At 67.9% G+C, this 24,709-nt stretch carries 20 protein-coding genes; 9 read left to right on the forward strand and 11 right to left on the reverse strand.

Translation table 11 applies throughout. The features are described from left to right. Positions 1-52 precede the first annotated feature (52 nt). The 3 genes from J0X25_RS19920 to J0X25_RS19930 form a co-directional block, all read right to left on the reverse strand. Positions 53-814: a TrmB family transcriptional regulator gene (locus J0X25_RS19920; protein ID WP_207289195.1), complete on the reverse strand. Its 762-nt coding sequence runs from the start codon at positions 812-814 to the stop codon at positions 53-55. Next, entirely contained in the window at positions 811-3,597 is a 2,787-nt protein-coding gene (locus tag J0X25_RS19925) for an efflux RND transporter permease subunit (protein WP_207289196.1), read from the reverse strand. The genes J0X25_RS19920 and J0X25_RS19925 overlap by 4 nt, the downstream gene beginning before the upstream one ends. Positions 3,598-3,844: 247 nt before the next feature. Then, positions 3,845-4,579, reverse strand: coding sequence for an MBL fold metallo-hydrolase (locus tag J0X25_RS19930; protein ID WP_207289197.1), 735 nt, complete (start codon positions 4,577-4,579; stop codon positions 3,845-3,847). Between the two features lie 121 nt (positions 4,580-4,700). Between J0X25_RS19930 and J0X25_RS19935 the strand changes: the two genes are divergently transcribed. The 5 genes from J0X25_RS19935 to J0X25_RS19955 all read left to right on the forward strand — a co-directional run bounded on the left by J0X25_RS19935 (position 4,701) and on the right by J0X25_RS19955 (position 10,665). Then, on the forward strand, positions 4,701-5,771 hold the full coding sequence (locus J0X25_RS19935; RefSeq protein WP_207289198.1) for a zinc-dependent alcohol dehydrogenase family protein: 1,071 nt from the start codon (positions 4,701-4,703) through the stop codon (positions 5,769-5,771). 125 nt (positions 5,772-5,896) lie between these two features. Then, positions 5,897-6,151: a DUF8015 family protein gene (locus tag J0X25_RS19940; protein WP_207289199.1), complete on the forward strand. Its 255-nt coding sequence runs from the start codon at positions 5,897-5,899 to the stop codon at positions 6,149-6,151. A gap of 83 nt (positions 6,152-6,234) precedes the next feature. Further along, the gene (locus J0X25_RS19945) at positions 6,235-9,015 is read left to right on the forward strand and encodes an ATP-dependent helicase (RefSeq protein ID WP_207289200.1); all 2,781 of its coding nucleotides are present in this window, start codon (positions 6,235-6,237) and stop codon (positions 9,013-9,015) included. 234 nt (positions 9,016-9,249) lie between these two features. Further along, positions 9,250-10,101 carry an alpha/beta fold hydrolase gene (locus tag J0X25_RS19950; protein WP_207289201.1) on the forward strand — a complete coding sequence of 284 codons (852 nt, stop codon included), beginning with the start codon at positions 9,250-9,252 and terminating at the stop codon, positions 10,099-10,101. 39 nt (positions 10,102-10,140) lie between these two features. Further along, positions 10,141-10,665 carry an Lrp/AsnC family transcriptional regulator gene (locus J0X25_RS19955; protein WP_207289202.1) on the forward strand — a complete coding sequence of 175 codons (525 nt, stop codon included), beginning with the start codon at positions 10,141-10,143 and terminating at the stop codon, positions 10,663-10,665. Positions 10,666-10,719: 54 nt separating this feature from the next. On the opposite strand, the gene J0X25_RS19960 is transcribed toward J0X25_RS19955, so the two are convergent. The 4 genes from J0X25_RS19960 to J0X25_RS19975 all read right to left on the reverse strand — a co-directional run bounded on the left by J0X25_RS19960 (position 10,720) and on the right by J0X25_RS19975 (position 15,345). Beyond that, positions 10,720-11,211 (reverse strand): PaaI family thioesterase, encoded by a 492-nt coding sequence (locus tag J0X25_RS19960; protein ID WP_207289203.1) that lies wholly within the window; start codon positions 11,209-11,211, stop codon positions 10,720-10,722. 4 nt (positions 11,212-11,215) lie between these two features. Beyond that, positions 11,216-13,168, reverse strand: a complete 1,953-nt coding sequence (locus tag J0X25_RS19965; RefSeq protein ID WP_207289204.1) for a 3-hydroxyacyl-CoA dehydrogenase/enoyl-CoA hydratase family protein — start codon at positions 13,166-13,168, stop codon at positions 11,216-11,218. Between the two features lie 191 nt (positions 13,169-13,359). After that, entirely contained in the window at positions 13,360-13,692 is a 333-nt protein-coding gene (locus tag J0X25_RS19970) for a DUF5789 family protein (RefSeq protein WP_207289205.1), read from the reverse strand. Between the two features lie 591 nt (positions 13,693-14,283). Then, positions 14,284-15,345, reverse strand: a complete 1,062-nt coding sequence (locus J0X25_RS19975) for a phosphotransferase family protein (protein ID WP_207289206.1) — start codon at positions 15,343-15,345, stop codon at positions 14,284-14,286. A gap of 566 nt (positions 15,346-15,911) precedes the next feature. On the opposite strand from J0X25_RS19975, the gene J0X25_RS19980 reads away from it, so the two are divergent. Then, positions 15,912-16,937 (forward strand): lysylphosphatidylglycerol synthase transmembrane domain-containing protein, encoded by a 1,026-nt coding sequence (locus tag J0X25_RS19980; protein WP_207289207.1) that lies wholly within the window; start codon positions 15,912-15,914, stop codon positions 16,935-16,937. A 21-nt stretch (positions 16,938-16,958) separates the two neighbouring features. Here J0X25_RS19980 and J0X25_RS19985 read toward each other — a convergent pair whose 3' ends face one another. Both J0X25_RS19985 and J0X25_RS19990 read right to left on the reverse strand, forming a co-directional pair. Continuing rightward, on the reverse strand, positions 16,959-17,678 hold the full coding sequence (locus J0X25_RS19985; protein WP_207289208.1) for an HAD family hydrolase: 720 nt from the start codon (positions 17,676-17,678) through the stop codon (positions 16,959-16,961). Continuing rightward, positions 17,675-18,916 carry a lactate 2-monooxygenase gene (locus J0X25_RS19990; RefSeq protein WP_207289209.1) on the reverse strand — a complete coding sequence of 414 codons (1,242 nt, stop codon included), beginning with the start codon at positions 18,914-18,916 and terminating at the stop codon, positions 17,675-17,677. Before J0X25_RS19990 ends, J0X25_RS19985 begins: the two co-directional genes overlap by 4 nt. A gap of 278 nt (positions 18,917-19,194) precedes the next feature. Here J0X25_RS19990 and J0X25_RS19995 point away from each other — a divergent pair, with 278 nt between their 5' ends. From J0X25_RS19995 to J0X25_RS20005, 3 genes are all read left to right on the forward strand, one after another. Beyond that, the gene (locus tag J0X25_RS19995; RefSeq protein WP_207289210.1) at positions 19,195-19,971 is read left to right on the forward strand and encodes an SDR family NAD(P)-dependent oxidoreductase; all 777 of its coding nucleotides are present in this window, start codon (positions 19,195-19,197) and stop codon (positions 19,969-19,971) included. A gap of 194 nt (positions 19,972-20,165) precedes the next feature. Further along, complete coding sequence (locus tag J0X25_RS20000; protein WP_207289211.1) at positions 20,166-21,167, forward strand: TIGR04024 family LLM class F420-dependent oxidoreductase; 1,002 nt, start codon at positions 20,166-20,168, stop codon at positions 21,165-21,167. Between the two features lie 69 nt (positions 21,168-21,236). Beyond that, positions 21,237-22,220 (forward strand): AIR synthase family protein, encoded by a 984-nt coding sequence (locus tag J0X25_RS20005; RefSeq protein ID WP_207289212.1) that lies wholly within the window; start codon positions 21,237-21,239, stop codon positions 22,218-22,220. Between the two features lie 254 nt (positions 22,221-22,474). On the opposite strand, the gene J0X25_RS20010 is transcribed toward J0X25_RS20005, so the two are convergent. Next, positions 22,475-23,725 carry a lactate racemase domain-containing protein gene (locus J0X25_RS20010; RefSeq protein WP_207289213.1) on the reverse strand — a complete coding sequence of 417 codons (1,251 nt, stop codon included), beginning with the start codon at positions 23,723-23,725 and terminating at the stop codon, positions 22,475-22,477. An 80-nt stretch (positions 23,726-23,805) separates the two neighbouring features. Further along, positions 23,806-24,648 carry a phosphatase PAP2 family protein gene (locus J0X25_RS20015; protein ID WP_207289214.1) on the reverse strand — a complete coding sequence of 281 codons (843 nt, stop codon included), beginning with the start codon at positions 24,646-24,648 and terminating at the stop codon, positions 23,806-23,808. Positions 24,649-24,709: the final 61 nt, after the last annotated feature.

A 24,709-nucleotide genomic window follows, 5' to 3' on the forward strand; every position in this document is an offset into this window, starting at 1 on the left:
ATCGGGACCCCGTCACTCCGACCGAGATCTCGTCACCCCGACCGAAACCGCGTCACTCCGACCCGGGCTGCAGTTCGTCGCTGGCCTCGATCAGTTCGATCAGCACGGACGCGAACAGCGATCCCGAACTCCAGATCGCCGTCTCGCTGCCGTCGTCGTCGAGGACGCTCAGCAAGATCCCGTCGTCGTCGACGATGACGATCCGTCCCGATCGCTGGTCGCCCTCGCGGTAGGGCGGCGGCGTCTCGACGGTGGCGCCGTCGATGGCGCCGAGTCGCTCCCGGATCCCGTCGTCCCGGCTGATCGCGAGCACGGAGACGCCGGCCGCGGCCCGTTCCTCGAGCGTCCGTTCGATCGACTCCGTGAGCAGTTCCGGAAGCCGCGCTCCGATGACGATCTTGTCGGTCGCTTGCGAGAGGAGATCGACGACCCGATCGTCGACGCGGTCGCGGCTCCGGACGGTCCAGATGTCTTCCTGCGTTTCTTCGGTCGTCGCCTCCTGTTTGACCGCGTCCACGTAGTCGAACGCCCGCTCGCGTTCGCGTTCGAACCGCTCCTCGAGTATTCGCTGGCCCTCCTCGAGGCTCACCGGCCGGTATCGGATCGGATTCGACTGCTGGGTCTCGACGAGGCCGCGCTCCTCGAGGCTCTCGGCGACGCTGTAGACCTGCGAGCGCGGGACGTCGGTGACGTCGGCGACGTCTCTGGCCGTTCCCGCGCCCAGCCGGTGGAGCGCGATGAACACCTTCGCCTCGTAGCTGGTCAGCCCCAGCCGTTCGAAGGCCTCGACGGCCTCGCCCTCGCTCTCGGTCACTCGTCGCCACCTCCGCGGGACGCGTCGTCGGTCTCGGTCCCGCCGTCGCTCGCGGTGGCCGCACCGGCCCGTGCACTCGGGACGTCGAACGAGACGTCCGGGCCGAAGTAGCGGGTCCACAGCACCAGCAGCGACGGCAGGACGATGACGCTGGCGAGGAACGCGTAGGTGATCGTCAGCCCGGTGATGATGCCGAACTGCCGAAGCGCGGGGAGGATCGCGAAGGCGAGCGTCCCGAAGCCGCCGACGGTCGTCGCCGCGCTGCCCAGCAGGGCGCCGCCGGTCCCGGTGACGGTCGTCTGTAGCGCCGACCAGACGTTGCCCTGACGCTCGAGTTCGAGCGTGTAGCGATCGCTGACGTGGATGCTGTAGGCCACGCCGAGCCCGATGGTGAGGCTCGTGATCATCCCCGTGAGCACGTTGAACGGCATCCCGATGAGATACATCGTGCCGAGGATCCAGCTGACGGTGAACGCGACGGGCAACAGGGTGACGGCACCCAGCGTGGCGGTGTCGCCGGTCAGGTAGTACGCGCCCGAGAGGAAGACGAACACGGCCACGAGCGTGATCAGCAGGCTCTCGAGGACGGTGTTCAGCAGGTCCTGTTCGACGATGTGGTTGACGATCGGACTGCCGGTGGCGATGGCGCTCCAGCGACCGTCGCCGCCGTCCTCGATGTTCTCGGCGAGCGTCCGCATCTCCTCGGTCGTCTCGCTGGCGGTGGCGCCGCCCTGAATGCCGACCACCATTCGGGCCGCGTCGTACTCGCCGCCGTCGGTCCGATGGAGGACCTGGCTGGCGGCCTCCCCGTCGAGTTCGAACAGCTGATCGTACAGCGCCGTCACGTTCTCGTCGGGGACGCCGTCGCCGTCGGTGTCGACCGCTCTGAACGACTCGTTGAAGCTCTCGTTCTGCGCGGCGACCGATTCCATCGTCGACAGCGGGTCCTGGACGTCGGCGTCGCCGTTCGCCATCTCGTAGGCGACGTCGCTCGCCGCGGCGTCGTTGCGCGTCTCGTTGATCTCCGCAAGTAGGTCGGGGTCGTCGACGCCGCCCCCGTCGCTCTCGACGAGGATCTGCGCCTGACTGTCCTGGCGCTGGAAGTGTTGGTTGACGAACTCCAGATCGTCCTTCGCGTGGTACTCGCCGGGGCTCATTCCGCCCGGCAGCTTCTCGGTCCAGGCCGGCGGACTCTCCGCGAGGAAGTCCTCCTCCTGGAAGCTGGTGTCGACCTGCGTCGCGCCGTAGGCGCCACCCGCCGAGAGCAGGAGGACGAGGACGAGGACGACCATCGGCGCCTTTCGGGCGGCCGTCGAGCCGACCGTCAGGATCTGACTGAAGCGACCGCCCCCGGTCCCGAACGCGCGTTTGCGGCGATCGAGGCCGCGCCCCTCGAGGAACTCGTCGATCTCGACCTTCAGCGCGGGGATCAGGGCGCCGAAGACGATCAGCGCGGCGACGATCCCGACGGAGCTGACGATCCCGAACTCGCGGATCGGGCCGATCGGACTGACGAGGTTCGAGAGGAAGCCGATGACGGTCGTCGCCGTCACCCAGACGAGCGCGGCGCCGACGCCGGCCAGCGCGATACTCATCGAGCCGCGGACGGTACTGGTTTTGCCGTCCTCCTCACGCTGTTCACGGTGACGCATGAAGACGTGGATCGCGTAGTCGATCGAGAGCCCGATCAAGAGGACGGGCACCGCGACGAACATCTGGTTGAACGCGATGCCCGCCCAGCCCATGAAGCCGAACGTCCAAATGAGCACCGCGGCGATGCCGACGACGCCCAGCACGATGTCCAGCAGGTCGCGGTAGGCGACCAGCAGGGCGATAACGACGAACACCAGCGCGAGCGGGCCGACGATGGCGAGACTGTCGCCCATCGAACGGTCGATCTCGTCGGTGATGATACCGCCGCCGAAGACGATGTAGTCCTCGTCCTGCGCGTTCGCGAGGTCGCGGATCTCGAGTTGACTCTCGACGATCTGCTCGCTAACGGCCCCACCGCCCATCCCGCCCGTGGCGTCGCTGGTGGTGGACTGGGTCACCGCGGTCATCCGCGTCTCGGCCTCGGTGCTCCCCGGATCGTAGGAACTGGGCATCAGCGCGAGCGCGGGGTTCTGCCCGCCGTCGGTCTCCGAGAGCGTCTGCTCGAGGACCTGCTCGTACTCCTCGTCGTCGAGGTCCTCGAGGGCGGCGATCTGTTCCTCGAGCGTCGGCTGGTCACCGCCGCCCGCTCCGGGCGCCTGTTGGCCCGCTTGGGTCTGCTGGCCGTCCTGCGTTTGCTGCGTCTGCTGACCGTCCTGTGCCTGCTGGCCATCCTGTGGCTGCTGACTATTGGCACCTTGCGCTTGGCCGTCAGCCATCTGCTGGTTCATGATCGCCGCGTTCGCGACGAGGTTCTCGATGCCGAAGATCGACTGATTCTCGACCAGCGTCGAATTGATCGACTCGTCGTCTCGAAGTTCCTGCTGGAACTCGAGGGAGGCGATCAGCGACTCCTTGGTGAGCACGTTGTCGCCGCGGACGATCACCTGTACGCTGGTGGTGTTCTCGTCGCCCTCGGTCGCGAAGTAGGGTTCGATGCCGCCCTCGGAGTTGCCCTGAATTCGCTCGAGAGCCTTCGCCTCCTCGGATTCGCTCTCGAACTGGTCGAGCGAGGAGTCGTCGTCGACCATCGGCATCCCGGCGCCGACCAGCGCCGTGAATACCAGCAAGACGACGATGACGATCCGGGAGTGGCCCGTCACCGCGTCCGCGAGCCGATCCGGCACGCTCATCCGATTATGCCTCCGAAATTCGTCGATTCCGTCCTGAAGACCATTCTGTTGTTACGATCCTACAAACTCGGGGCATATACCTGTTCGGATACGGACATCAGTATGCGCGACATTCGCAAGAGAGGGCAGGGTTCGACTGCGATGGAGCGACCGCTCGATCGGGTCGCTTTCGCATCGCGTGACTACTTCCGCGAGAAGTCGCCGGCTTCCGTCACAGACGGTGATCGGCGTCGACCGGTACCCCACCTCACTCGATCGAGACCGTCTTCAGGTCCTCGGCGAATCGAACGTCGCCGTCGTAGTGGGCCCCGATTGACTCGAGCATCTCCTCGTGGCGGCCGTCGGTGTGCGGATAGAGGTGGGTCAGGTAGATCCGACCGATCTCCCGCCCGGCCAGTTCCCGACCGAGCGCGTCGGGCGTCGGATGGTTCGAGACGTCGACGTCGTCGGGGAAGGAACAGTCGTGGGCCACCACCGCCGATCCCTCGGCGAAGTTCGCCAGGCCGGCGAAGGCCTCGCTGTCGCCGCTGAACGTGAACAGGTCGCCGAAGCGATACGCGAGACACGGCAGCGAGTGACGGGTCTCGTACGCGGTGACGTCGAACCCCGCGACCGAGAACTCGCCGGGGACGACCTCGCGCACCTGCAGATCGATTTTCCCCTGCATGTACTCGTGGACCTCGAGCAGTTCGTCGAGCAGGGACTTCGTTCCCTGCGGGCCGACGACCTCGAGGTGCTCCTCGCCGGCGAGCCAGCGGGCCTTTATCAGCGGGAGCAGGTCGGCGACGTGGTCGAGGTGGTGGTGCGTGAGAAGGACCGTCGAGACGTTCTCGTAGCCGACGCCGGACTGCTGCAACCGGTGGAGGACGCCGGACCCGCAGTCGATCAGCACCGTCCGACCGTCGTCCTGGACGAGAATTCCCGTCTGGAACCGCTCGCCGGTCGGCATCGCACTGCCGCTTCCGAGGAAGGTGACGCGCATACGTACCGCTCGTACGGCCGCTCCGATAAGGCTAGCTTCTCGCGACCGACTCGAGGCGCTGCGGTGGGACTCGCTCACGGGAGCCGGAGCCGTTACCACGTCGGCGCGCGATGACGACGGTATGCGCGCTGCAGTACTCGAGGGCTACGGGGAACCGCTGTCGATCGAGTCGGTCGTCGACCCGGAACTCGCGCCCCACGGCGTCGTCGTCGACGTCGAGGCCTGCGGGATCTGCCGGAGCGACTGGCACGCCTGGCGGGGCCACGGCGAGTGGGCCGACGATCGGGTTCCCCTCGGCCAGATCCTGGGTCACGAGCCCGCAGGCCGCGTCGCGCGGGTGGGCGAACGGGTCGAGACGGTCGAAGCGGGCGACCGCGTCGCCGTCCCGTTCAACCTGGGCGAGGGGTCGTGCTACCAGTGTCGAAACGGCCACGGGAACGTCTGCGAGGACGGCTACGCGCTCGGATTCGAGTCCGACGTCCCCGGCGCGTTCGCCGAACGGGTCCACGTGCCCCACGCCGATTTCAACGCGGCGACGCTGCCCGACGGGGTCTCCCCGGAAGCGGTCGCCGCGCTGGGGTGTCGGTACGTCACGGCGTTCCACGCGCTCGCGCACCGGGCCGACCTCGAGGCGGGCGACTGGGTGGCCGTCCACGGCTGCGGGGGCCTCGGGCTCGCTGCGGTCCAGATCGCGACCGCTCTCGGCGGCCGCGCGATCGCCGTCGACGTCCGGGAAGCGCCGCTCGAGATGGCAGCCGATCTGGGCGCCGAAGCGACGGTGAACGCCGCGAAACTCGCGGACGGCGACGACGTTCCGAGCGAAATCGAGCGACTCACCGAGAAGGGGGCCCACGTCTCCGTCGACGCGCTCGGGCGCGCCGAGACCTGTCGTAACAGTCTCGACTGCCTGCGCATCCGCGGGACGCACGTCCAGATCGGGCTGACGACCGCCGCCGAACGGGGGGAGGTCCCCCTTCCGATCGACGAACTGACCCGCTGGGACGTCACCGTCGTCGGCTCGCGGGGCATGCCGCCCTCGCGGTACGACGAACTCCTCGGGATGATCGAGGGCAGCCGACTCGAGCCCGAGAAACTCGTCACGCGGCGCGTCGGACTCGAGGACGTTTCGGACCGGCTCGCGGCGATGACCGACTACGAGACGCGGGGGATCGAAGTCGTCACCGAGTTCTGACGATGGCGTGGTTGGCGGTGTCGTCGTCGAACTCCGGCCCCGTAAGTGGTCGGACCGATTCCCACCGAAACGTAATCGGGCGGGAATTTTCGCGGACGGACCGCGTCTCTCCAACTAGAACGCCAGTGCCACACCTCGACTACTACGACAAACTCCTGTTCGCCATCGTCGGGAGCCTCGGCCTCGGGGCGGCGCTCGGACTCGCCACGTCGATCGCGTTCCCGGCAGGGCTGGCCGGCGGCGCCCTGATCGTCACGCTGTTCGTCTACGACGCGATGTTTCGCCACCCGCCGATCCCGACGAAGTCGACGCGCGTCAGAACGGCGGCCATCGGCTGGCACGCATTCGTCGCAGTGACGATCGCTGCCGCCGTCATCTGACGGCGCTGGGCCACTCGGTGCCGGCGTTCACTTTCGCTCCGCTGACCAAACCCTCTTACATACCCGCCCCGGAGACGACGACAATGAGCGGGAACGACCGCCTCGAGTTGCCGGTCGCCGACGACGCCCTCCCCTTCGATCCGGACGCGACGTCGATCGAGGATCGCGACGTCTTCGACCTCCTCGAGCCGGCGGTCCAGGAGTGGTGGCTCGAGGCGTTCGGCGAGTACGTTCCCGAGAACGAGGGCTTCTTCACGCCGCCCCAGCGGGGCGCGATCCCGAAGATCCACGAGGGGACGAACACGCTGATCTGTGCGCCGACCGGGAGCGGCAAAACGCTCGCGTCGTTCACGTCGATCATCAACTATCTGTACCAGAAAGATCGGGAGCGCGCCGACGGCCTCGAGAACTCCGTCTACTGCCTCTACGTCTCGCCGCTCAAATCGCTGGCCAACGACATCCACCGGAATCTCGAGGTCCCCCTCGAGGGAATCGAAAGAATCGTCGACGAACGGGACGACGGGGCGGAGATGGGCGAGATCCGCCACGCCATCCGCCACGGCGACACCTCCTCGAGCGACCGTCAGAAGATGCTCGAGGAGACGCCCCACATTCTGAACACGACACCCGAGACGCTCGCAATTTTGTTGAACTCGCCGAAGTTCCGCGAGAAACTGCGGACCGTCGAGTACGTCATCGTCGACGAGATCCACTCGCTGGCGGCTGGCAAGCGCGGAACCCACCTCTCAGTGAGCCTCGAGCGACTCGAGGCGATGGTCGAGGACGAGATCACGCGAATCGGCTGTTCGGCGACGATCGAACCGCTCGAGGGGGTCGCGGAGTTTCTGGTCGGCCGAGAAGAGCCGGGTGGACCGTCTCGAAACTACGAAATCGTCGACGCGCGCTTCGCCCGCGAGTTCGACATCGAACTCGAGTGTCCGACCGACGACCTGATCAACACGCCCCGCGAGATCGTCCAGCAGCGGTTCTACCGGATGCTCCACGAGCACATCCAGGACCACACGAACACGCTCGTCTTCACGAACACCCGGTCGGGCGCCGAGCGGGTCCTGCACAACCTCCGTGAGACGTTCGACGCCTACGACGAGAAGAACTCGGGCTGTCACCACGGCAGCCTCTCGAAGGACGTCCGCCACGACGTCGAGCGGCGACTCAAGGAGGGCGGTCTCGACGTGGTGACGTCCTCGACGAGCCTCGAACTGGGGATCGACATGCCCCACGTCGACCTCGTGGTGCAAGTGGGGTCTCCCAAATCCGTCGCCGCGCTGCTCCAGCGCGTCGGCCGCGCGGGCCACCGCGTCGGCCAGACGGTGACGGGTCGGGTGATCGCCCTCGATCGGGACGAACTCCTCGAGTGTGCGGTCATGCTCAAGAAGGCCGAAGAGGGGTTCGTCGACTCCGTCTCCATCCCCGAGAACGCCCAGGACGTCGCCGCCCAGCAGGTCTACGGGATGGCCATCGCCGAGATCCGCCCCGAGTCGGAGGTGACGGGTATCCTCCGGCGCGCGTACCCCTACCGAAACTACGGCGACGCGGAGTGGGAGTCCCTCGTGCGGTATCTCACCGCCGAGTACGCCGGCTTAGAGGACCGCAACGTCTACGCGAAGATCTGGCGCGACGAGAACGATCCGCCGGAGGGCGAACACCACCACGAGGCGTACCCCGTCGGCGAACGGCTGATCGGCAAGCGCGGCCGCCTGGCGCGGGTCATCTACATGACCAACATCGGAACCATTCCGGACTCGTTCACCTGCGACGTCAAGACGCGCGCGGGCGACGAGTGGGTCGGCCAGTTAGACGAGAGCTACCTCGACACCCTCGAGAAGGGCGACGTCTTCGTGCTGGGCGGCGACCACTTCGAGTACCGCTACCGGCGGGGCTCGAAGGTCTACGTCGATCGCACGAGCGCGCGCCCGACCGTCCCATCGTGGTACTCCGAGCGCCTGCCCCTCTCCTACGACCTCGGCCGAGAGATCCTCGACTTTCAGGGCGCCCTCCTCGAGCGCTACGACGAGGGCGGCCCCCCGCAGGTCCGCGCGTGGCTGCGGGAGTTTCCGCTGGACGACGACAGCGTGCGCGCGATCGCCCGGCTGTTCGAGTACCAGTTCCGGTACGCCGGAACCGAGAGCGTCAGCACCCGCGACCGCCTCGCGATCGAAGTGGTTCGGGACCGCGACGAGTACGAGCGCCACTACTACGTCCACTCCACGTACGGGCGGAAGTTCAACGACGGCCTCTCGCGGCTGCTGGCCTACCGCTGCGCCCAGGAGGCGACCGCCAACGTCCAGGTCGCCGTCGCCGACAACGGCTTCGTCCTCTCGATGCCCCTGAACCGGAAGGTCGACATCGAGGGTATCGTCGACGACCTCGCTCCCGACGACGTTCGCGACGACCTGCGCGCGGCGCTCGCCGGCACCGACCTCCTCCAGCGGTACTTCCGGATCAACGCGACCCGCTCGCTGATGATCCTCAAGCGGTACAAGGGCTACGAGAAGTCCGCCAGCGAACAGCAAGTCTCCAGCGAGATGCTGCTTGGCTTCGCGGAGGACTTAGAGGAGTTCGCCGTCATCGAGGAGACCTACCGCGAGATCCTCGAGGACAAACTCAACGTCGACGAGATCGAGGCGATCGTCGGCGACCTCGAGAGCGGCGAGCTAACCGTCGCACGTCACCTCCTCGACTCGCCGACGCCGCGCGCGTTCGGGCTCGCGACCCTCTCGGCCAGCGACGTCGTCCTCGCGGAAGACGAGAGCGCCGCACTGCAGGCGTTTCACGACCACGTCCTCGAGGAGATCGGCGAAGAGTCGCTACAGGGGCTCTCGGCCGGGGCCACGGACGAATAGCGCTCCGTTTCCCCGCCCCGTCGCGCCGGTTAACAGCGGTAGCCGTCGCCCAAACTGACTTTATGTTGGAAACTGAACTGTGACGCGTTAGCGCTACCAATGCGAGAGTTAGTCACACCGATCGGAACGGCGGAATCACGAGTCGAATCGACCGCACGCGCGACGGAAGCCGGCGGGGCGCGTCCCCCTCGTCAGTCCCCTTCGACCACGAGGCCCGCCTCGGGGGGTGCCTAGATGGCCGACCACGAGTCCTGGAGCGACGACCAGGCGACGACGACGGTCACCGTCGACGGCCACGACCTCGAGGTCGCCTACCACGAGGACGGCCCGGACGCGGCGGACGGGGGCGACGAACCGCCCGTGGTCTTCGTCCACGGCATCCCGACCTGGTCGTTCCTCTGGCGCGACGTCGTTCCGGCGGTCGCCGAGGAGCGCCGGACCATCGCCCCGGACATGGTCGGCTACGGCAACTCCGCCGTGTCGGACGACTTCGACCGCTCGATCCGCGCCCAGGAGGCGATGCTCGAGGGACTGCTCGAGGACCTCGGTATCGACCGGATCGTCCTCGTCGCTCACGACATCGGCGGCGGGGTCGCCCTGCGCTTCGCCGCGCACAACCCCGACGTCGTCGACCAGTTGGTCCTCTCGAACGCCGTCTGCTACGACTCCTGGCCCGTCGAGTTCGTCTCGAACCTCGGCCTGCCGTCGACGGCCGACCTCGAGCGCGAGGAACTCGAGGGCCGCCTCGACTCGGCGTTCGTCGACGGCGCCTACGGCGATGCCGACCCCGAATTCGTCGAGGGAATGAAGGCGCCGTGGCTGACCGACGAGGGCCACCTGTCGCTGGTGCGAAACGCGGTCGCGACGAACACCAACCACACGACCGAGATCGACTACGACGCGATCGACGCCGAGACGCTGCTACTGTGGGGCGAAGACGACGTCATGCAGCCCTACGACTACGCCGAGCGGCTGGCGGACGACCTCGCCGACGCCGAACTCGCGCCGCTCTCGGACGCCTACCACTGGGTCCCCGAGGACCGCCCCGACGCCTACGCCGACCGGCTACTCGACTTCCTCGAATGAATGGACACATAACGATGCAGGAGAAAACAATCCGAGTATATGACTGACGGCGGCGAACCACCGAACTGGGACTTCAAGGATCGCGACATCGCGATCCTCTGTGAGCTATCGAACGACCCGCAGCTCTCCTCCCGGGAGCTGACGAGCGTCCTCGAGTCCGACTACGGCATCGACGTTTCCCACGTCACCGTCAGCGAGTCGATCCGCCGGATGCGCGACGAGGGCGTCTTCCGCGAGGCGATCATCCCGAACGAGGAGTACTACACCTTCGCGCTGTTCGAGTTCAGGTTCAATACCGAACACTTCGACGAGGGGTGGCGCGACGCCATGGAGTACATCCAGGGGAACAAACACACCCTGTTCTTCTTCCTCTCGGACGGCGAGTACCAGTGGAAGACCGTCATGATGTTCCGGGACCGCCAGGACATCTCGAAGTGGATCCACGACTGTTACAAGAAACACGGCGACGTCATCGATAACATCAGGAACTCGGCGGTCCACAACGTCCTCAAGTTCCGGACGGACCCGCAGATCTACGAGGACCTACACAGGGAGACAGAGTAGCACGCACACGCGGTTCCGATTTCTAGTCTTCTATCGAGTGTCGACCGCCGGCGATCAGCGTTCGTCGTCGCCGGTCGGCCGGAAGAGGCGATAGGTCGTTCGTCCGACGGCCGCTTCGCCGTCGGCGCCGATGACCGACACCTGCGTGACGCCGGACGTGTTGCCGGCTCGAACGACCTCCGCTTCGGCGCGGAGGTCGCCCGTCGCCGGACGGAGATACGAGACGTTGAGGTCGGTCGTCGTCAGGCCGGCCTCGGTCGGCTCGTCGAACGTCGCGCGGAGCGCGAACGCGCTCGCGGTATCGATCAGGCTGGCGACGATGCCGCCGTGAATCGGATCGTACCCGTCGTTGCCGACCGGGTTCTCGAACTCCTCGTCGTGGTCGATCGCGAGAACCGCGCGACCCGGCTCGAGGGACTCGACGCGGACGTCGAGCCACGACAGGTAGCCGTGGCTGTCGACGAACGACTGCCACTCGGGCCAGCCGGTAGCGTCGTCCGCGCGGTCCGAATCGGACGAGTCGGCCGAATCCTCCGGGTCCCGCATTCCGTTACTCGCCTTCGAACTCGGGTTCGCGGTCCTCGGCGAAGGCGGCGGTGCCCTCGATGACGTCGTCGGTGCTGGTCAGGAGGCCGAAGCCCTGGCTCTCCATCGCGAGGGCGGCTTCCATGCTCGCGTCCTCGCCCTCGTTCATGACCTTCTTGGCGATCTTGAGGCCGATCGGCGGACCGCCGGCGAGGTCGGAGACGAACTCCTCGACGGTGTCGTCGAACTCGTCGAGATCCACCGAGCGGTTGATCAGGCCCCACTCCTCGGCGCGGTCGGCGTCGATGTGCTCGCCGCGGAAGACGAGTTCCTTGGCGCGCGCCTCCCCGAGGGTACGGAGGAGGCGCTGCGTGCCGCCGCCGCCGGGGATCAGGCCGAGGTTGATCTCGGGGGCGCCGAACGACGAGCGCTCGGTCGCGACGCGCAGGTCACAGGCCAGCGCGAGCTCGAGGCCGCCGCCGAGACAGAAGCCGTCGATCTTCGCGACGACGGGGCGCTCGAAGTCGTTGACCGTCTCGAAGGCGGGCGTGACGTCCATCAGGTCGGTCGGCGAGGCGTCGCTGAAGCCGGAGACGTCCGCGCCGGCACAGAACGCGCGGTCGCCCGCGCCCTCGATCGTCGCACACCGGACCTCGTCGGTGTCGACCGACGAGAACAGGTCGTCGATCTCCCCCAGCAGATCCTCGGAGAGCGCGTTCATTCGGGACGGGCGGTCGAGTTCGACGGACAGGACGCCGTCCTCGAGTTCGTAGTTCAGGTCGTGGTAGGGGCCGAGGCTGTCGTCGTCGTAGCTGTAGAAGCCTTCGCCGGCGTCCTCGCCGGTCTTGCCCTCCGCGACGAGCTCCTCGAGGTACGGGTGGGGCTCGAAGCGGTCCGAGCCGGTCTCCTCGTAGAGGGTCTCGAGCTTCTCGAGAACCGTATCGAGGCCGATCTTGTCGCCGCGTCGGCAGATGCCCTCGGGGAAGCCGAGCCCGAGCTGGACGCCCGTGTCGACCTCCTCGGGGGTGGCGACGTCCTCGCCGACGAGGAATGCCGCGCGGTTGACCATGCGAGCCTCGACGCGGAGCCAGTCGAAGTTGCCCGCCTCCTCTGGCTCGTAGTCGGCGCCGTCGCCGTCCTCGTAGTCGTAGAAGCCCTTGCCCGTCTTCTGCCCGAGTTCATCGGCCTCGACCTTCTCCTCCGTGATCGGCGGGATCGGACTGCCGCCCTCCTTGCGGACGTGGTAACCGACGTCGATGCCGGTGAGGTCGGCGAGTTCGAACGGTCCCATCGGGTAGCCGCGCTCGTGGACCATCGTCGCGTCGGCCTCGCGGATCGTCGCCTCGCCCTCCGAGATCATGAACGCGGGTTCGCCGCCGAACGGACCGACGATGGTGTTGACGACGAAGCCGCGGACGTCCTTGCGGACGTAGATCGGCGTCTTGCCGATCGACTCGACCCACTCGTAGCCCGCTTCGGCGGCCTCGTCGCTGGTATCCTGCCCGTAGATCACCTCGACGAGGTCCATCTTGACCGGCGGGTTGAAGAAGTGCAGGCCGAGCACGCGCTCGGGCGTGTCGACTGCCTCCGCGATGTCCGTGATCGGCAGGCTCGAGGTGTTCGTCGCCAGCAGCGTGTCGCCGCTGGTGTACTCCTCGAGGTCCGAGAAGATGTCGTGTTTGAGGTCCAGATCCTCGGGCGCGGCCTCGATCACGAGGTCGGCCTCGGCGACGGCCTCCTCCAAGTCCGTCGTCGTGTCGATCCGCGAGAGGATCTCGTCGGCTGACTCCTCGATCAACTCCTTCTCCTCGAGCTTCCGGAGGCTCCACTCGATGGAGTCGTAGCCGTCCTCGACGAACTCGTCTTTGATGTCACGCATCGTGACATCGTAGCCGGCCATCGCGGTTACTTCGGTGATTCCGTGCCCCATGTTGCCCGCGCCCAGCACGGCGACGCGGTCGATGCTGTCCAGTGACATGGTCGAGTGGTCTATCGGGACCGTCTTAATACCACCGACACCGTCTTAGCAATGTTAAGCGCGTTGTCTTCGGTTGTTCCGCGCGTACGTCGATTCGGAGCTTCGGTGAACTACGGTAACGGTGGCTCGAGTTTATTTCGGCGAGGTGTGACTACGGTCCGACGTCGACTCGTTCGAGGCAGCCCCACCCGTCAGCCGTCGATCAATTCCAGAATCCGACCCCGAACGTCGTCGGCGGAGTCGTACGATTCGTCGTCGACCGGCGCGAACACGTCCTCGAGGGGTTCCGATCCGTCGCTCGTGTCGACCTCGTGGTCGCCGTGGGCGCCGACGAGTTCGTCGGCCGTCGTCGGGTACTCGTGGTCCTCGAGTTCCTCGTTCAGGTCGCCGAGTTCGTCCTCGAGCGCGGGGGCTTCCGGTTCGGCTTCGTCGTTGCGCTCGCGCGCCTCCTGAAGTTCTCGTTCCCGCTGGCGTCGCTCCTCGTCGTCGGCTTGCTTGTTTCGGCCCTTTTTGTCGTCTGCCATCCCCGGAAGTACGACAGCGAGCGGGATAACGCTGTGCCCGTCCGTCGCACGCACGGATAAACGTTCGATTTGTTCAGTATCGTCGACAAGCATCCCGCTTCGGCCCGACCGTCCGACCTGCGGTGGCGCGCGCTGGCGGCTGGGCGAGTGACAACGAGGCCAGCCGACGGAGCCGTGCGAGGGATGAGCGAGTGAGCCTGCGAACGAGCGTTAGCGCGGAACCTCCGGTTCCGCGAACCATGCGAACGGGCAGAGCGCGGCGCTACGCGCCGCGACTGCCGGGACGGCTTTGCCGTCCCGCAGCGCCCGTGAGCAGAAATCGGCTGGGGAGGGTGTGGCGACTCACTGTTGCCACGATAGCAGGACACTTCGCTTCACCCACTTCGTCAGTCGAAGCACCGTTTTTGTCGATCGAAGCGTCGTCCCATCCGCAGTTCTACTGATTGGCTGACTCAACGCATACTTTCCGGAATAAACGGAGTTAGTATGCCGAATCCGTTCTCTATTCACACGGCCCCAGACGAACGCTGGACGGGTTGCGCTCGAGAAGCGCCCCGCGCCGAAAACACGAACCCGCCGTTCGAGGCCCGATTACAGCGGCTCGTCGCCTTCGATGATCCGCTTGGCGCGCGCGGCCAGCGCCGGCACGCGCTCTCGCATCTTCGGGTACAGCGGGTTGTCCGCGTTGCCCTCGAGGTGCCGGCGGAAGAACATCTCGCCGAGGCCGGCGAGTTTGTAGACCGCCAGCGTCCGGTAGAACCGCTCGTGCTCGAACTCGAGGCCGGTCAGCTCCTCCCACCGCTCGACAAGTTCGACGCGGGTGGGGTAGCCCTCGCGCTCCATAAATCGAGTCGCGAGTTCCGGTAGTTCCGGGTCGGGGTCCTTCGCGTCGCGCCAGTAGGAGAGCATCCAGCCCAGATCGGCCCGCGGGTCGCCCAGGGTCGCCATCTCCCAGTCGAAGACGGCGTTGAGCGCCGGCGGCGTGCCGGGGGCGAACATGACGTTGTCCAGCTTGTAGTCGCCGTGGACCAGCGAGTGGGGGTGATCCTCGGGCGTGTTCTCCTCGAGCCAGTCTCCGACCTCGTGGAGGTCGGGCACCTCGCGTTCGTCTTCGGTGACCTCGAACGCCCACGCCAGCTGTTTCCCCCAGCGGTCGACCTGTCGCTGGGTGTAGCCGGCGGGGCGCCCGAACTCGCCGAGACCGAGTTCCTCGTAGTCCAGCCGGTGGATCTTCGCCAGCGTGTCGACGAGTTCCTCGCCGATCCGCGTGCGGTGGTCGGGATCGGCGAACCGCTCCGGTTCGTCCTCCCGGAGCACGTCGCCCTCGAGGCGCTCCATCACGTAGAAGTCGCTGCCGATGACGTCGTGGTCGTCGCAGGCGACCTTGGTCTCGGGGACGGGCACGTCGGTGTCGGCGAGCGCCTTCGTCACCCGGTGTTCCCGGAGGACGTCGTGGGCCGTGTCGGCGGTCTCGCCCGGCGGCGGTCGGCGAATGACCAGGTTCTCGCCGCCCCAGGTGACGAACAGCGTCTCGTTCGAGTGCCCCTCCTGGTGGCGCTCGATCGCGTAGTCGTCGACGTCCCCGAGGTGCTCCTCGAGGTAGTCGACCAGGTTCTCTTCGTCGACGAGTCGGTCGTAGTACTCGTCGCTCATGGGTTGCTGAGGGGTTGTGATGCGGTGAACTCCGTCGGATCGCGATGCGTGCTCGGCATGTGTGTACGGTACTAACGCGTCTCCCCTTTACGAAAATAGTTTCGCTGGAAACTCTTTTTTACATTGTTTCCGTGATGAGAGTTACCAGTCCGCTCGATCCCGCCGCTGTCGTGCGATCTGTTGGGGCCGTCCCTCGGGAGTCGTCGCGTCAGTCGGGCCCCGCAGTCGGAGTCGTCGGGGCCGCGTCCTGTTAGACGACGCCCGCCGCGAGAGCGTCTCGGCGCTCGAGGAACCCGGCATCCAGAACGAAAGAATCGTGAGCACCGGCCCCGTCGCTCCGGACAAGACGTGACAACAGTAGTGATAGTCCCGGCCGTCCGGATGCCACGTGGGGCAAGCGCCGCCGCCGGCGCCGGCCGTCACGACCGCCGGGCGACGACCGACCGATCTGCGACCGACCGAGGCAAGCGAGGACTAGCGACCGACCGAGGCGAGCGACGACCGCCGATCGGCCGCTCGCCGTCCAGCGAGCGAGAACCGACGCCGAGCGCCCGCATCGAATCGTAATGGCCGACCGCCATCGAACACTGTGGCTCGCCTCGCGGTCGCAACTGCTTCGCATCGGCGCCGGCTTCGCCGTCGCGGTCACCCTGTTAGCGGTGCTGGCCGCCGGAACCGGCCTCGCGGAGCTCCGGGCGACGCTCGCGACCGCGCGCCTCGAGTGGCTCGTCCTCGCCTGCTGCTCGACGGTGTGCTGTTTCGCGGCCTGGACCCGGGGCTGGCAGCTCGTGCTCGGCATCGCCGACGTCGAGGCGCCGTTTCCGCGGCTGTACGTGACCTACGTGACGGCGATGTTCGCCAACGCCGTGACGCCGATGGGCCAGGCCGGCGGCGAGCCGTTCATCGCCTACGTGCTCTCGCGGGACACGGGTGCGAGCTACGAGGAGAGTCTCGCCAGCGTCGTCACCGGGGATCTGCTGAACCTGATCGCGTCGTTCAGTCTGGCGACGACCAGCCTCGCCCTGCTCGTCTGGCGGGTCGATCTGCCCGACTCGATCGAGCCGCTGGCCGGCGCAGTTCCAGTCGTCGCCCTCTGCGTGCTCGTCGGCACGCTGGTCGGGTGGCGGTACCAGATCGCCTTCGGGCGATCCCTCGAGCGCCTCGTGGCGCCGATCGTTCGGCGGCTCCCCGTCGTGACGCTCGAGGGCCTGCGAGAACGACTTTTCGACCTGCGCGCGGCGTTCGGGCGGATCGCCGACGAGCCGCGGCTGCTGGCCAGCGTGCTCGGCTACTCCTATCTCGGCTGGGTGCTGTACGTCCTGCCGCTGTACTTCGCGGGCCGCGCGTTCGGCGTCGCCATCGACCCGCTGGTCCTCTTTATTGCCGTCTCGGCCAGCATGCTCGCGGGCTACGTCCCGTCGCCGGGCGGCCTCGGCGGCGTCGAGGCCGCGCTGACCGGTCTGTTGGTCGCACTGGTGGCCGTCAGCTCCGCCGAAGCCTACGCAATCACCCTGACCTACCGCGTCGCGACGTACTGGCTCGTCATCGCGGGGGGCGGTCTCGCGGCGCTCGCGGTGCTGCGTCGAGAATAGTCCGGCGCCGGCCCGCGACCGCTACTCCTCGTCGACGATCTCGAGCACTTCCTCGAGCGACTCGATCCGATACGAGACGGCCGGCCCGTCCTCGGCGCCGAAGGCGACGCCGTGCAGCCCCATCTCGTCGGCGCCCTTCACGTCGTGGTCGTACCGGTCGCCGATCATCAGCGAGCGCTCGGGGGCGACGCCGGCCTTCTCGAGGGCGGTCTCGAACATCGCGGGATCGGGTTTGGTCCGGCCGACCTCCTCCGAGGTGGTGATCGAGTCGAAGTGCTCGCGGACGCCGAACGCCTCGAGCATCTCCTTGCCGGCCGCGTCGTCGACGTCGCTGATGACGCCGACGTGGAGGTCCCGCTCGGCGAGCGCCGCGATGGTCTCGGGCGCGCCCGGCTCGGGTTCGACGGACGAATTGACGATCTCTTCGAACTCGGGTTCCCACTGCTCGCGCGGGAGGTCGTCACCGACGATGGCCTCGACGCCTTTCGCGTACCCCTCGCGGGCCGATCGGAACGCCGTGCCGTCGCGCTCGCGGAAGTAGTCCCCGACGGCCGTCCGCCAGACGTCGATGGCCTCCTCGACGCTCATCTCGAGGCCCTGTTCCTCGACCAGCCCTTCGACGAACGCCGCGTGGGCGCCCTGCACCGACTCGAGTTCGAGGACGACGCCGCCGATGTCCCAGAAGACGGCCTCCCACTCGGTGGCGTCGGAGGCGTCCGCTCCTCGATCTCGCTCGCTCATCGCTCTGCCCTCCGCAGTTTCGAGCGATCGACCTCGTCGACGCTCGCACACCCCGAGAGCCCCACCGTCAGGTCGACGTCGGCCAGCAGGTTCGCGAGGACCGCGCGGACGCCGTCCTCGCCGCCGATACCGAGTCCCAGCGCGTAGGGGCGGCCCAGCAGGACCGCGTCGGCACCCAGTGCGACCGCCCGAAAGACGTCGCTCCCGCGGCGGATGCCGCTGTCGAAGAGCACGGGAAACGCTGCGTCGGCGTCGGTGGCGTCGTCGACCGCGTCGACCACGTCGGGCAGCGCGTCGAGGGCCGGAATCGCGCCGTCGACCTGTCGGCCGCCGTGGTTCGAGACGATCAGCCCGTCGACGCCCCGATCGACCGCCTCGCGGGCGTCGTCCGGGTGGAGCACGCCCTTGAGGAGGATCGGCAGGTCGGTCTGCTCGCGGAGCCACTCGAGGTCGTCCCACGTCAGCGAGGCGTCGCCGAAGCACTGCTTCCACGAGAGGATCGCCGCCTCGGGGTCGTCCTCCGGATCGGCCTCGAGTCGGTCCCGGAACGCGGGGTCCGCGAAGTAGTTCTGCAGGCCCTGCGTCTCGAGGAACGGCAGGTAACCGAGTTCGATGTCGCGCTCGCGCCACCCCATCTTCGGCGTGTCGAGGGTGACCACGACGGCCTCGTAGCCCGCGTCTTCGGCGCGCTGGAGGAAGCTCGCGGCGACGTCCCGGTCGGCGCTCCAGTAGAGCTGGAACCAGCCGGGGCTGTCGCCGAGTTCGTCCGCGACGTCCTCGAACGTGTGCGAGGAGACGGAACTGAGGATCATCGGCACCTCGAACTCGCTCGCGGCGCGGGCGACGGCGAGTTCGGCCTCGTCGTGGAGGATCTCCTGCACGCCGATCGGCGCGAGCAGGACGGGCGCGGGGTACTCGTTGCCGAAGAGTTCGACCGAGAGATCGCGGCTCGAGACGTCCCGCATCATCCGCGGCACGATCTGCCACTTCTCGAAGGCCCGGTCGTTCGCTTCGACCGTCGACTCGGAGCCGGCGCCGCCGGCGACGTAGGCGAAGGCCTCCGCGTCGAGTTCCTCGCGGGCGCGTTCGACGAGGTCCTCGTAGGAGACGGGGAACTCGGGGAGTTCGTCCTCGAGCATCCCGCGCATGTAGACCTCCTGCTGGCGGTTCGGCCCGTACTCGGGGGTGGTTCGGGGCGCGTCGTCCGACGGATCGGGCTGTGGCGTATCGTCTGTCATGGGTCGTCCTGTGGAGTAGTGTCGTCGATCGCTGTCGATCGCTGTCGATCGTCGTCGATCGTCGTGGTTCGGCGTGGTTTAGCGTGGATCGACGGTACCGAGCCGTCACTGCGTAGATCCGGGCCCGGCCCGCCGTCGGCTGCGTGTCTGTGCCAGCGATTGCCACTCACTTAACGATACGGTATACGGTGGCGATACCCACCTTTATTAACAATTGCTCCATATGTGCGACTGGATCTAACAATGGAAACGCCACAGCGGTTTACGGGTGTTCGCGGATGAGTACCGACCAGTTCAGCGTCGACGGCGACGTCGCCATCGTCACCGGGTCCTCGAGCGGCATCGGCCGGGGAATCGCGGAACGCTTCGCCGAAGACGGCGTCGACGTCGTCGTCTGTTCCCGAGAGCAGGAGAACGTCGACCCCGTCGCCGAGGAGATCAACGAGGGAGACGCGCCCGGCGAGGCGCTGGCCGTCGAGTGCGACGTGACCGACCGCGAGGCCGTCGAGGCGCTGGTCGAGGCCACCGTCGAGGGGTTCGGCGGGCTGGACGTGCTGGTCAACAACGCCGGCGCCTCCTTCATGGCCCAGTTCGACGAGATTTCGGAGAACGGCTGGAAGACCATCGTCGACATCAACCTCCACGGCACCTACCACTGCACCCACGCCGCCGCGGAGCACCTCAAGGACGGCGGCGGCACGGTCGTCAACTTCGCCAGCGTGGCGGGTCAGCGCGGCTCGCCGCTGATGAGCCCCTACGGCGCCGCCAAGGCGGCGGTCATCAACCTCACGACGACGCTCTCCTACGAGTGGGCCGAACACGACGTCCGCGTCAACTGCATCGCGCCCGGCTTCGTCGCCACGCCGGGCGTCGAGAGCCAGATGGGCGTCTCCGCGGACAACATCGACCGGGAGGAGGTCGCCCGCCGGATCGGCACCGTCGACGAGATCGCCGACGTCACGCAGTTCCTCGCGAGTCCGGCCTCGTCGTACCTCGTCGGGGAGACGATCACGGCGCAGGGCGTCCCGCAGATCAGCGAAGAGCACGACGTCTAAGCGTCGTTCGTCGCCTCCGTCGACGCATCGTTGGCCGTGCGTGCCGGAGAATCGACTCACCGAGCGCTTCGCGTGTTCTCTTCACTGAACTGCGAGTCCGGCGTCCCCTCGAGTCCGCACGCCAGAGTAAACCCGAGTTCTCACGTCACCGATTCCCATACACCCAAAAGGCCGGCGATTCTCTGTGAACAACGATGACAGACAGAGACGTTCACCTGCCGGTGGCGGCACAGCCGACGATCGACTCGATCGCCGAGTACGCCCAGCGCGCCGAGGAGGGCGGCTACGACTGCGCGTGGCTCCCCGAGACGTGGGGACGAGACGGCGTCACCGTCCTGACGGCGATGGCCGAACGCACCGATTCGATCGATATCGGCTCGAGCATCCTCAACACCTACTCGCGCTCGCCGGCCCTGCTCGGCCAGACGGCGGCGACGCTCCAGGAGGTCTCCGAGGGTCGGTTCCGACTCGGCCTCGGCCCGAGCGGCCCCGTCGTGATCGAGAACTGGCACGGGATGGAGTACGGGAATCCGCTTCGACGGACCCGCGAGACCGTCGATATCGTCCGAGAGGTGCTCTCGGGCGAGACCGTCGACTACGACGGCGACGACTTCGACCTGTCCGGTTTCCGCCTGCGCTGTGAGCCGCCGGAGACGCAGCCGCCGATCGAAGTCACCGGCATGGGCCCCAAGGCCGTCGAACTCGCGGGCCGGTTCGCCGACGGCTGGCACGGCATCATGCTCACCCCCGAGGGGACGAAAGACCGCATCGAAGACATCGAGCGCGGCGCCGAACTCGGCGACCGCGACCCGTCGGAGGTGCAGGTCACCGCCGGCGTCACCTGCTGCGCCCTCGAGGACGCCGAGCGCGCCCGCGAACTCACCCGCCAGCACCTCGCCTTCTACGTCGGCGGGATGGGCACGTTCTACCGCGATGCGCTGGAGCGACAGGGCTACGACGAGGCCGTAGACGTCCACGAAGCCTGGCAGGACGGCGACCGCGAGCGAGCCATCCAGATCGTCGACGAGGACATCCTCGAGGACCTCTGCGCGTTCGGCGATCCCGAGACCGCACGCGAGAAACTCGAGCGCTACGAGGCCGTCGACGGCATCGACGCCGTCGCGGTCAGCTTCCCGCGGGGCGCCGACGAGAACGAGATCCGACAGACGATGGACGCGATGGCGCCGGACGCCTGATCGAGGCGCCCGCTCCGTCGAACTGCTTCCTTCGACAGCTACAAACCGCGGATCCACGGAGTTCGTGGTATGCCCGGCAAAGTGAGTCCGGACGACCTGCTCGCGCACGTCTTCGAGCGCACGGGAACGGCCGCCGACGAGACGGTCCTGCAGGGGCCCGCCGACGGCGAGGACGCCGCCGCCATCGCCCCGTTCGGCGGCGACGAGACGCTCGTCGTCAGCTCCGACCCCATCTCGCTGGCCGCCGAGGGGGTCGGGACGCTCGCCGTCCCGGTCGCCTGCAACGACGTCGCCGCCTCCGGCGCCGACCCGCGCTGGCTGACGGTCGTCATCATGCTCCCAGACGAGGAGACGGACCTCGAGGCGATCACCCGAGACCTCGACGCGGCCGCGCGCGACGTCGGCGCGACGATCGTCGGCGGCCACTCGGAGTACGTCGACCAGCTCGAGCGCCCCCTTCTCTCGCTGACCGCGATGGGGGCCGCCGACTCGTTCGTCCCCACCGGCGGCGCCGAACCCGGCGACAGCGTCGTGCTCACGAAGGCGGCGGGACTCGAGGGAACCGCGATCCTCGCGACCGACTTCGGCGACGTCTTCGCGGTCGACGACGCGGTCCGCGAGCGCGCCGAGGCGTTCGTCGACGAGATCAGCGTCGTCCCCGACGCCCGGATCGTCCGCGAGTACGCGACCGCGATGCACGATCCGACGGAGGGCGGCGTCGCGGCCGGCCTGTTAGAGATCGCCCGCGCCTCCGGCGTCCGACTCGCCGTCGACCGCGAGGCCGTGCCGATCCGCGAGGAGACCCGGCGGCTCTGCGAGGCCGCCGGCGTGGATCCGCTGCGGATCTTCGGCTCCGGGGCGCTGCTAGCGACCGTTCCCGGCGACGCGGTCGAGGACTGCCTCGCGGCGCTCGCTGACGCGGGACTCGAGTGCGCCGAGATCGGGACGGTCGAGGCGGGCGACCCCGCGCTCGTGCTCGGCGGCGAGTCGATCACGGAGCCGATCGAGGACGATCTGTACCCTCTCTGGGAGCGGGCCGACGGCGAGGCGTGACGAGCCGTCGGACGCGGCCGCGAGGGCGGATCGCGGCGGACCGTCGGCACACCGGGATCAGACCGTACCGTGCGAGCGGATCGTCGAGCGCCATGGCGTCCGGCCGAACATCGTTGAGGCCGGGCTCGACAGACGAGCGAAGCGAGTCTGTCGGCGGCGAGATCACCGTCGACTCCGAACCCGGCGACGGAACGACGTTTGTCGTTACGCTGCCCGCGGCCGACGATCGGACGGCGTGAGAATCCAGTTCAGCGTCAGCCCTGCGACCGCCCGCCGCCGTCGACGAGCAGGGTGTTCAGCGCGTCCGGCACGACGAGGACCTCGCTGCCGGCCTCGAGCGCGTCCGAGACATCGGATTCGGCGTGCATAAGACACTCTTCGACAACGCCGGGCGCCCCGCTGTTCGTCACGTACAGGTCGTGATCGCGGAGGACCCGCGCGACGACGAACGCGCGCTGGGCGCCGGGTTCGTACCCCTCGCGCATCGCCGCGTAGAGCGTCTCGGCGTCGGCGGTCTCGCTCAATCGGCGGTAGAAGCGCCGCTCACCGGTGCCGTCGCCGGCCCCCTCCGGCAGCGCGGCGGGAACGACGAGTCGACCGCTCTCGCGGAGCGGATTGCGGTCACCGAGCGCGACGTACGTCGCCCCGCGGGTCGCCTGATAGAGGTTCGCGTCCTTCGGCGCGCCGACGCCGCAGACGACGGCGTCGAACGTGCGGTCGATCGGCACCGAGAGCGCGTCTCGAGCGACCGCGGCGAGTTCGCGGACGACCCCACGGCTCTCGCCGGCGCGGACGCCGAGCACGCCCGACGGTCCGTAGCTCAGGTTGATCGAGAAGTCCAGCCCCGCGAGATCGCCCGCCCGATCGATGGTCTCCCGGAAGGGGTTGTCCGCGACGCGGCCGAGACGGACGCCCTCGCGGGCGAGCATCTCGGGGCCGTGCGTGTACCGGATGATCGACTCGCTGCCGGCGCCGACGACGACGGTCTTCGCGCCGCCGCTGAACCCGGCGTACTGGTGGGGTTCGACGACGCCCGTGGACAGTACCGCGTCCGCCTCGGCGACCGGTCGACCGATCTCGACCGGCACGTCGTCGTCCGGTCCGACCGCGCCGACGTCCACCACCGATTCCGGGTCGTGGTTGACCGCCAGATCGGCGTGCGGTCCCAGCATCGCCTCGATCTCGTCGTCGGTCATCGGCCGGTGGAGCCCCAGACCGATGACGACGGTCACCTGGTCGCGGTCGACGCCGCGGTCCGCGAGGCGCTCGAGCAAGACGTCCAGCAACACGTCGTCGGGCGCTTTCCGGGTGATGTCGGTGACGACGATCGTAACCTCGTCGGCCGGATCGACGCGCGCCTCGAGCGGCGGGCCGATCGGCTCCTCGAGCGCGCGTTCGGCGGCCGCGCGGACGTCGACGGTGGCGCCGCCGGCCGGTTCGGCGACCGTCACGTCGCAGTGGGGCAGAGAAACGTCGATCGCGTCGGTTCCCAGCGGAATCTCCATGCGTTCGGGTCGGACGCGGACCGTGAAAAGCGTCGCCGGTCCGCGGACGAAGTGAGTCGCGCAGTGCGGCGGGGAGGCCACTACCGACGGGACGCGTCGGCCACACCGATATCGAGGCGACCGACCGCGATCGGTGATAGGAATATCCACGCGACGAGCGCAGCGTAGAGCGCGACGAGCGCCGGTGCGAACGCGACGACCGCTTCGGCCGCCTCGAGTGCAACCGCTCCGGCACCGCCGACGACGACGAGGGCGCCCGCTTCGAGGCGAGAGCGGGGGTCGGGACGGCGATCGATCCACCCGGCGGAACAGAGGCCGCCGATCGATCCGCCGAGGCCGAGCAGCGAGTCCTCGGTGACGCCGGCGACGGGCACGGCGACGGCCGCGAGGACGACCGCGACGGCGAAACCGAGTCGTGGATCGCCGCGGGTGAATCGGTCCATGGCGCCGACGAAGGCGATGCCGAGGAGCGCGCCGACGATCACGTCCCCGAGGTAGTGGACGCCGAGGACGACCCGGGAGAGGGAGACGAGCGCGATTACCGTGCCGGCTGCCGTCACCGCAAGCGCATCTCGCGTCCGGTCGTACGCGGCCACGAGTCCGCCGTAGACGACCGCCGCGGCGAAGGCGTGCCCGCTCGGAAAGCCGTACCCCTCGCGTTCCCCCTCGAGCGGGACCAGCAGGGCGTCCGCCGGCGGTCGTGGCAGGCCGAGCAGGGCCTTGATCGACAGCAAGAGGGCGAGTCCGGCGACCGCGTAGCTGATCACGAGCGCGCTCCGCCGGCGGTTCCCGCACCAGAAGAGGACGGCGAGGACGATCATCGGGACCGTCGTCCCGCCGAGTTCCGTGACGAGCACGACGAGGTCTGCGTACGCCGCCGGGAACGCCTCGCGTATTGTCGCGCTGGCCTCCTCGAGTCGCATCACGCGAACCCACTGTCTTCCGGGAATAAATACTGTCGATCGACGGCCCCGACGCCGCGGT

This window comes from Haloterrigena alkaliphila (genome assembly GCF_017352155.2).
GTDB classification, from domain to species: Archaea; Halobacteriota; Halobacteria; order Halobacteriales; family Natrialbaceae; genus Haloterrigena; species Haloterrigena alkaliphila.

Excerpts from the sequence above, each read along its gene's own strand:
- J0X25_RS19925 (WP_207289196.1), bottom strand. The coding sequence starts at position 3,597 with ATGAGCGTGCCGGATCGGCTCGCGGACGCGGTGACGGGCCACTCCCGG.
- J0X25_RS19930 (WP_207289197.1), bottom strand. The coding sequence starts at position 4,579 with ATGCGCGTCACCTTCCTCGGAAGCGGCAGTGCGATGCCGACCGGCGAG.
- J0X25_RS19935 (WP_207289198.1), top strand. The coding sequence starts at position 4,701 with ATGCGCGCTGCAGTACTCGAGGGCTACGGGGAACCGCTGTCGATCGAG.
- J0X25_RS19945 (WP_207289200.1), top strand. The coding sequence starts at position 6,235 with ATGAGCGGGAACGACCGCCTCGAGTTGCCGGTCGCCGACGACGCCCTC.
- J0X25_RS19950 (WP_207289201.1), top strand. The coding sequence starts at position 9,250 with ATGGCCGACCACGAGTCCTGGAGCGACGACCAGGCGACGACGACGGTC.
- J0X25_RS19955 (WP_207289202.1), top strand. The coding sequence starts at position 10,141 with ATGACTGACGGCGGCGAACCACCGAACTGGGACTTCAAGGATCGCGAC.
- J0X25_RS19960 (WP_207289203.1), bottom strand. The coding sequence starts at position 11,211 with ATGCGGGACCCGGAGGATTCGGCCGACTCGTCCGATTCGGACCGCGCG.
- J0X25_RS19965 (WP_207289204.1), bottom strand. The coding sequence starts at position 13,168 with ATGTCACTGGACAGCATCGACCGCGTCGCCGTGCTGGGCGCGGGCAAC.
- J0X25_RS19970 (WP_207289205.1), bottom strand. The coding sequence starts at position 13,692 with ATGGCAGACGACAAAAAGGGCCGAAACAAGCAAGCCGACGACGAGGAG.
- J0X25_RS19975 (WP_207289206.1), bottom strand. The coding sequence starts at position 15,345 with ATGAGCGACGAGTACTACGACCGACTCGTCGACGAAGAGAACCTGGTC.
- J0X25_RS19980 (WP_207289207.1), top strand. The coding sequence starts at position 15,912 with ATGGCCGACCGCCATCGAACACTGTGGCTCGCCTCGCGGTCGCAACTG.
- J0X25_RS19985 (WP_207289208.1), bottom strand. The coding sequence starts at position 17,678 with ATGAGCGAGCGAGATCGAGGAGCGGACGCCTCCGACGCCACCGAGTGG.
- J0X25_RS19990 (WP_207289209.1), bottom strand. The coding sequence starts at position 18,916 with ATGACAGACGATACGCCACAGCCCGATCCGTCGGACGACGCGCCCCGA.
- J0X25_RS19995 (WP_207289210.1), top strand. The coding sequence starts at position 19,195 with ATGAGTACCGACCAGTTCAGCGTCGACGGCGACGTCGCCATCGTCACC.
- J0X25_RS20000 (WP_207289211.1), top strand. The coding sequence starts at position 20,166 with ATGACAGACAGAGACGTTCACCTGCCGGTGGCGGCACAGCCGACGATC.
- J0X25_RS20005 (WP_207289212.1), top strand. The coding sequence starts at position 21,237 with ATGCCCGGCAAAGTGAGTCCGGACGACCTGCTCGCGCACGTCTTCGAG.
- J0X25_RS20010 (WP_207289213.1), bottom strand. The coding sequence starts at position 23,725 with ATGGAGATTCCGCTGGGAACCGACGCGATCGACGTTTCTCTGCCCCAC.
- J0X25_RS20015 (WP_207289214.1), bottom strand. The coding sequence starts at position 24,648 with ATGCGACTCGAGGAGGCCAGCGCGACAATACGCGAGGCGTTCCCGGCG.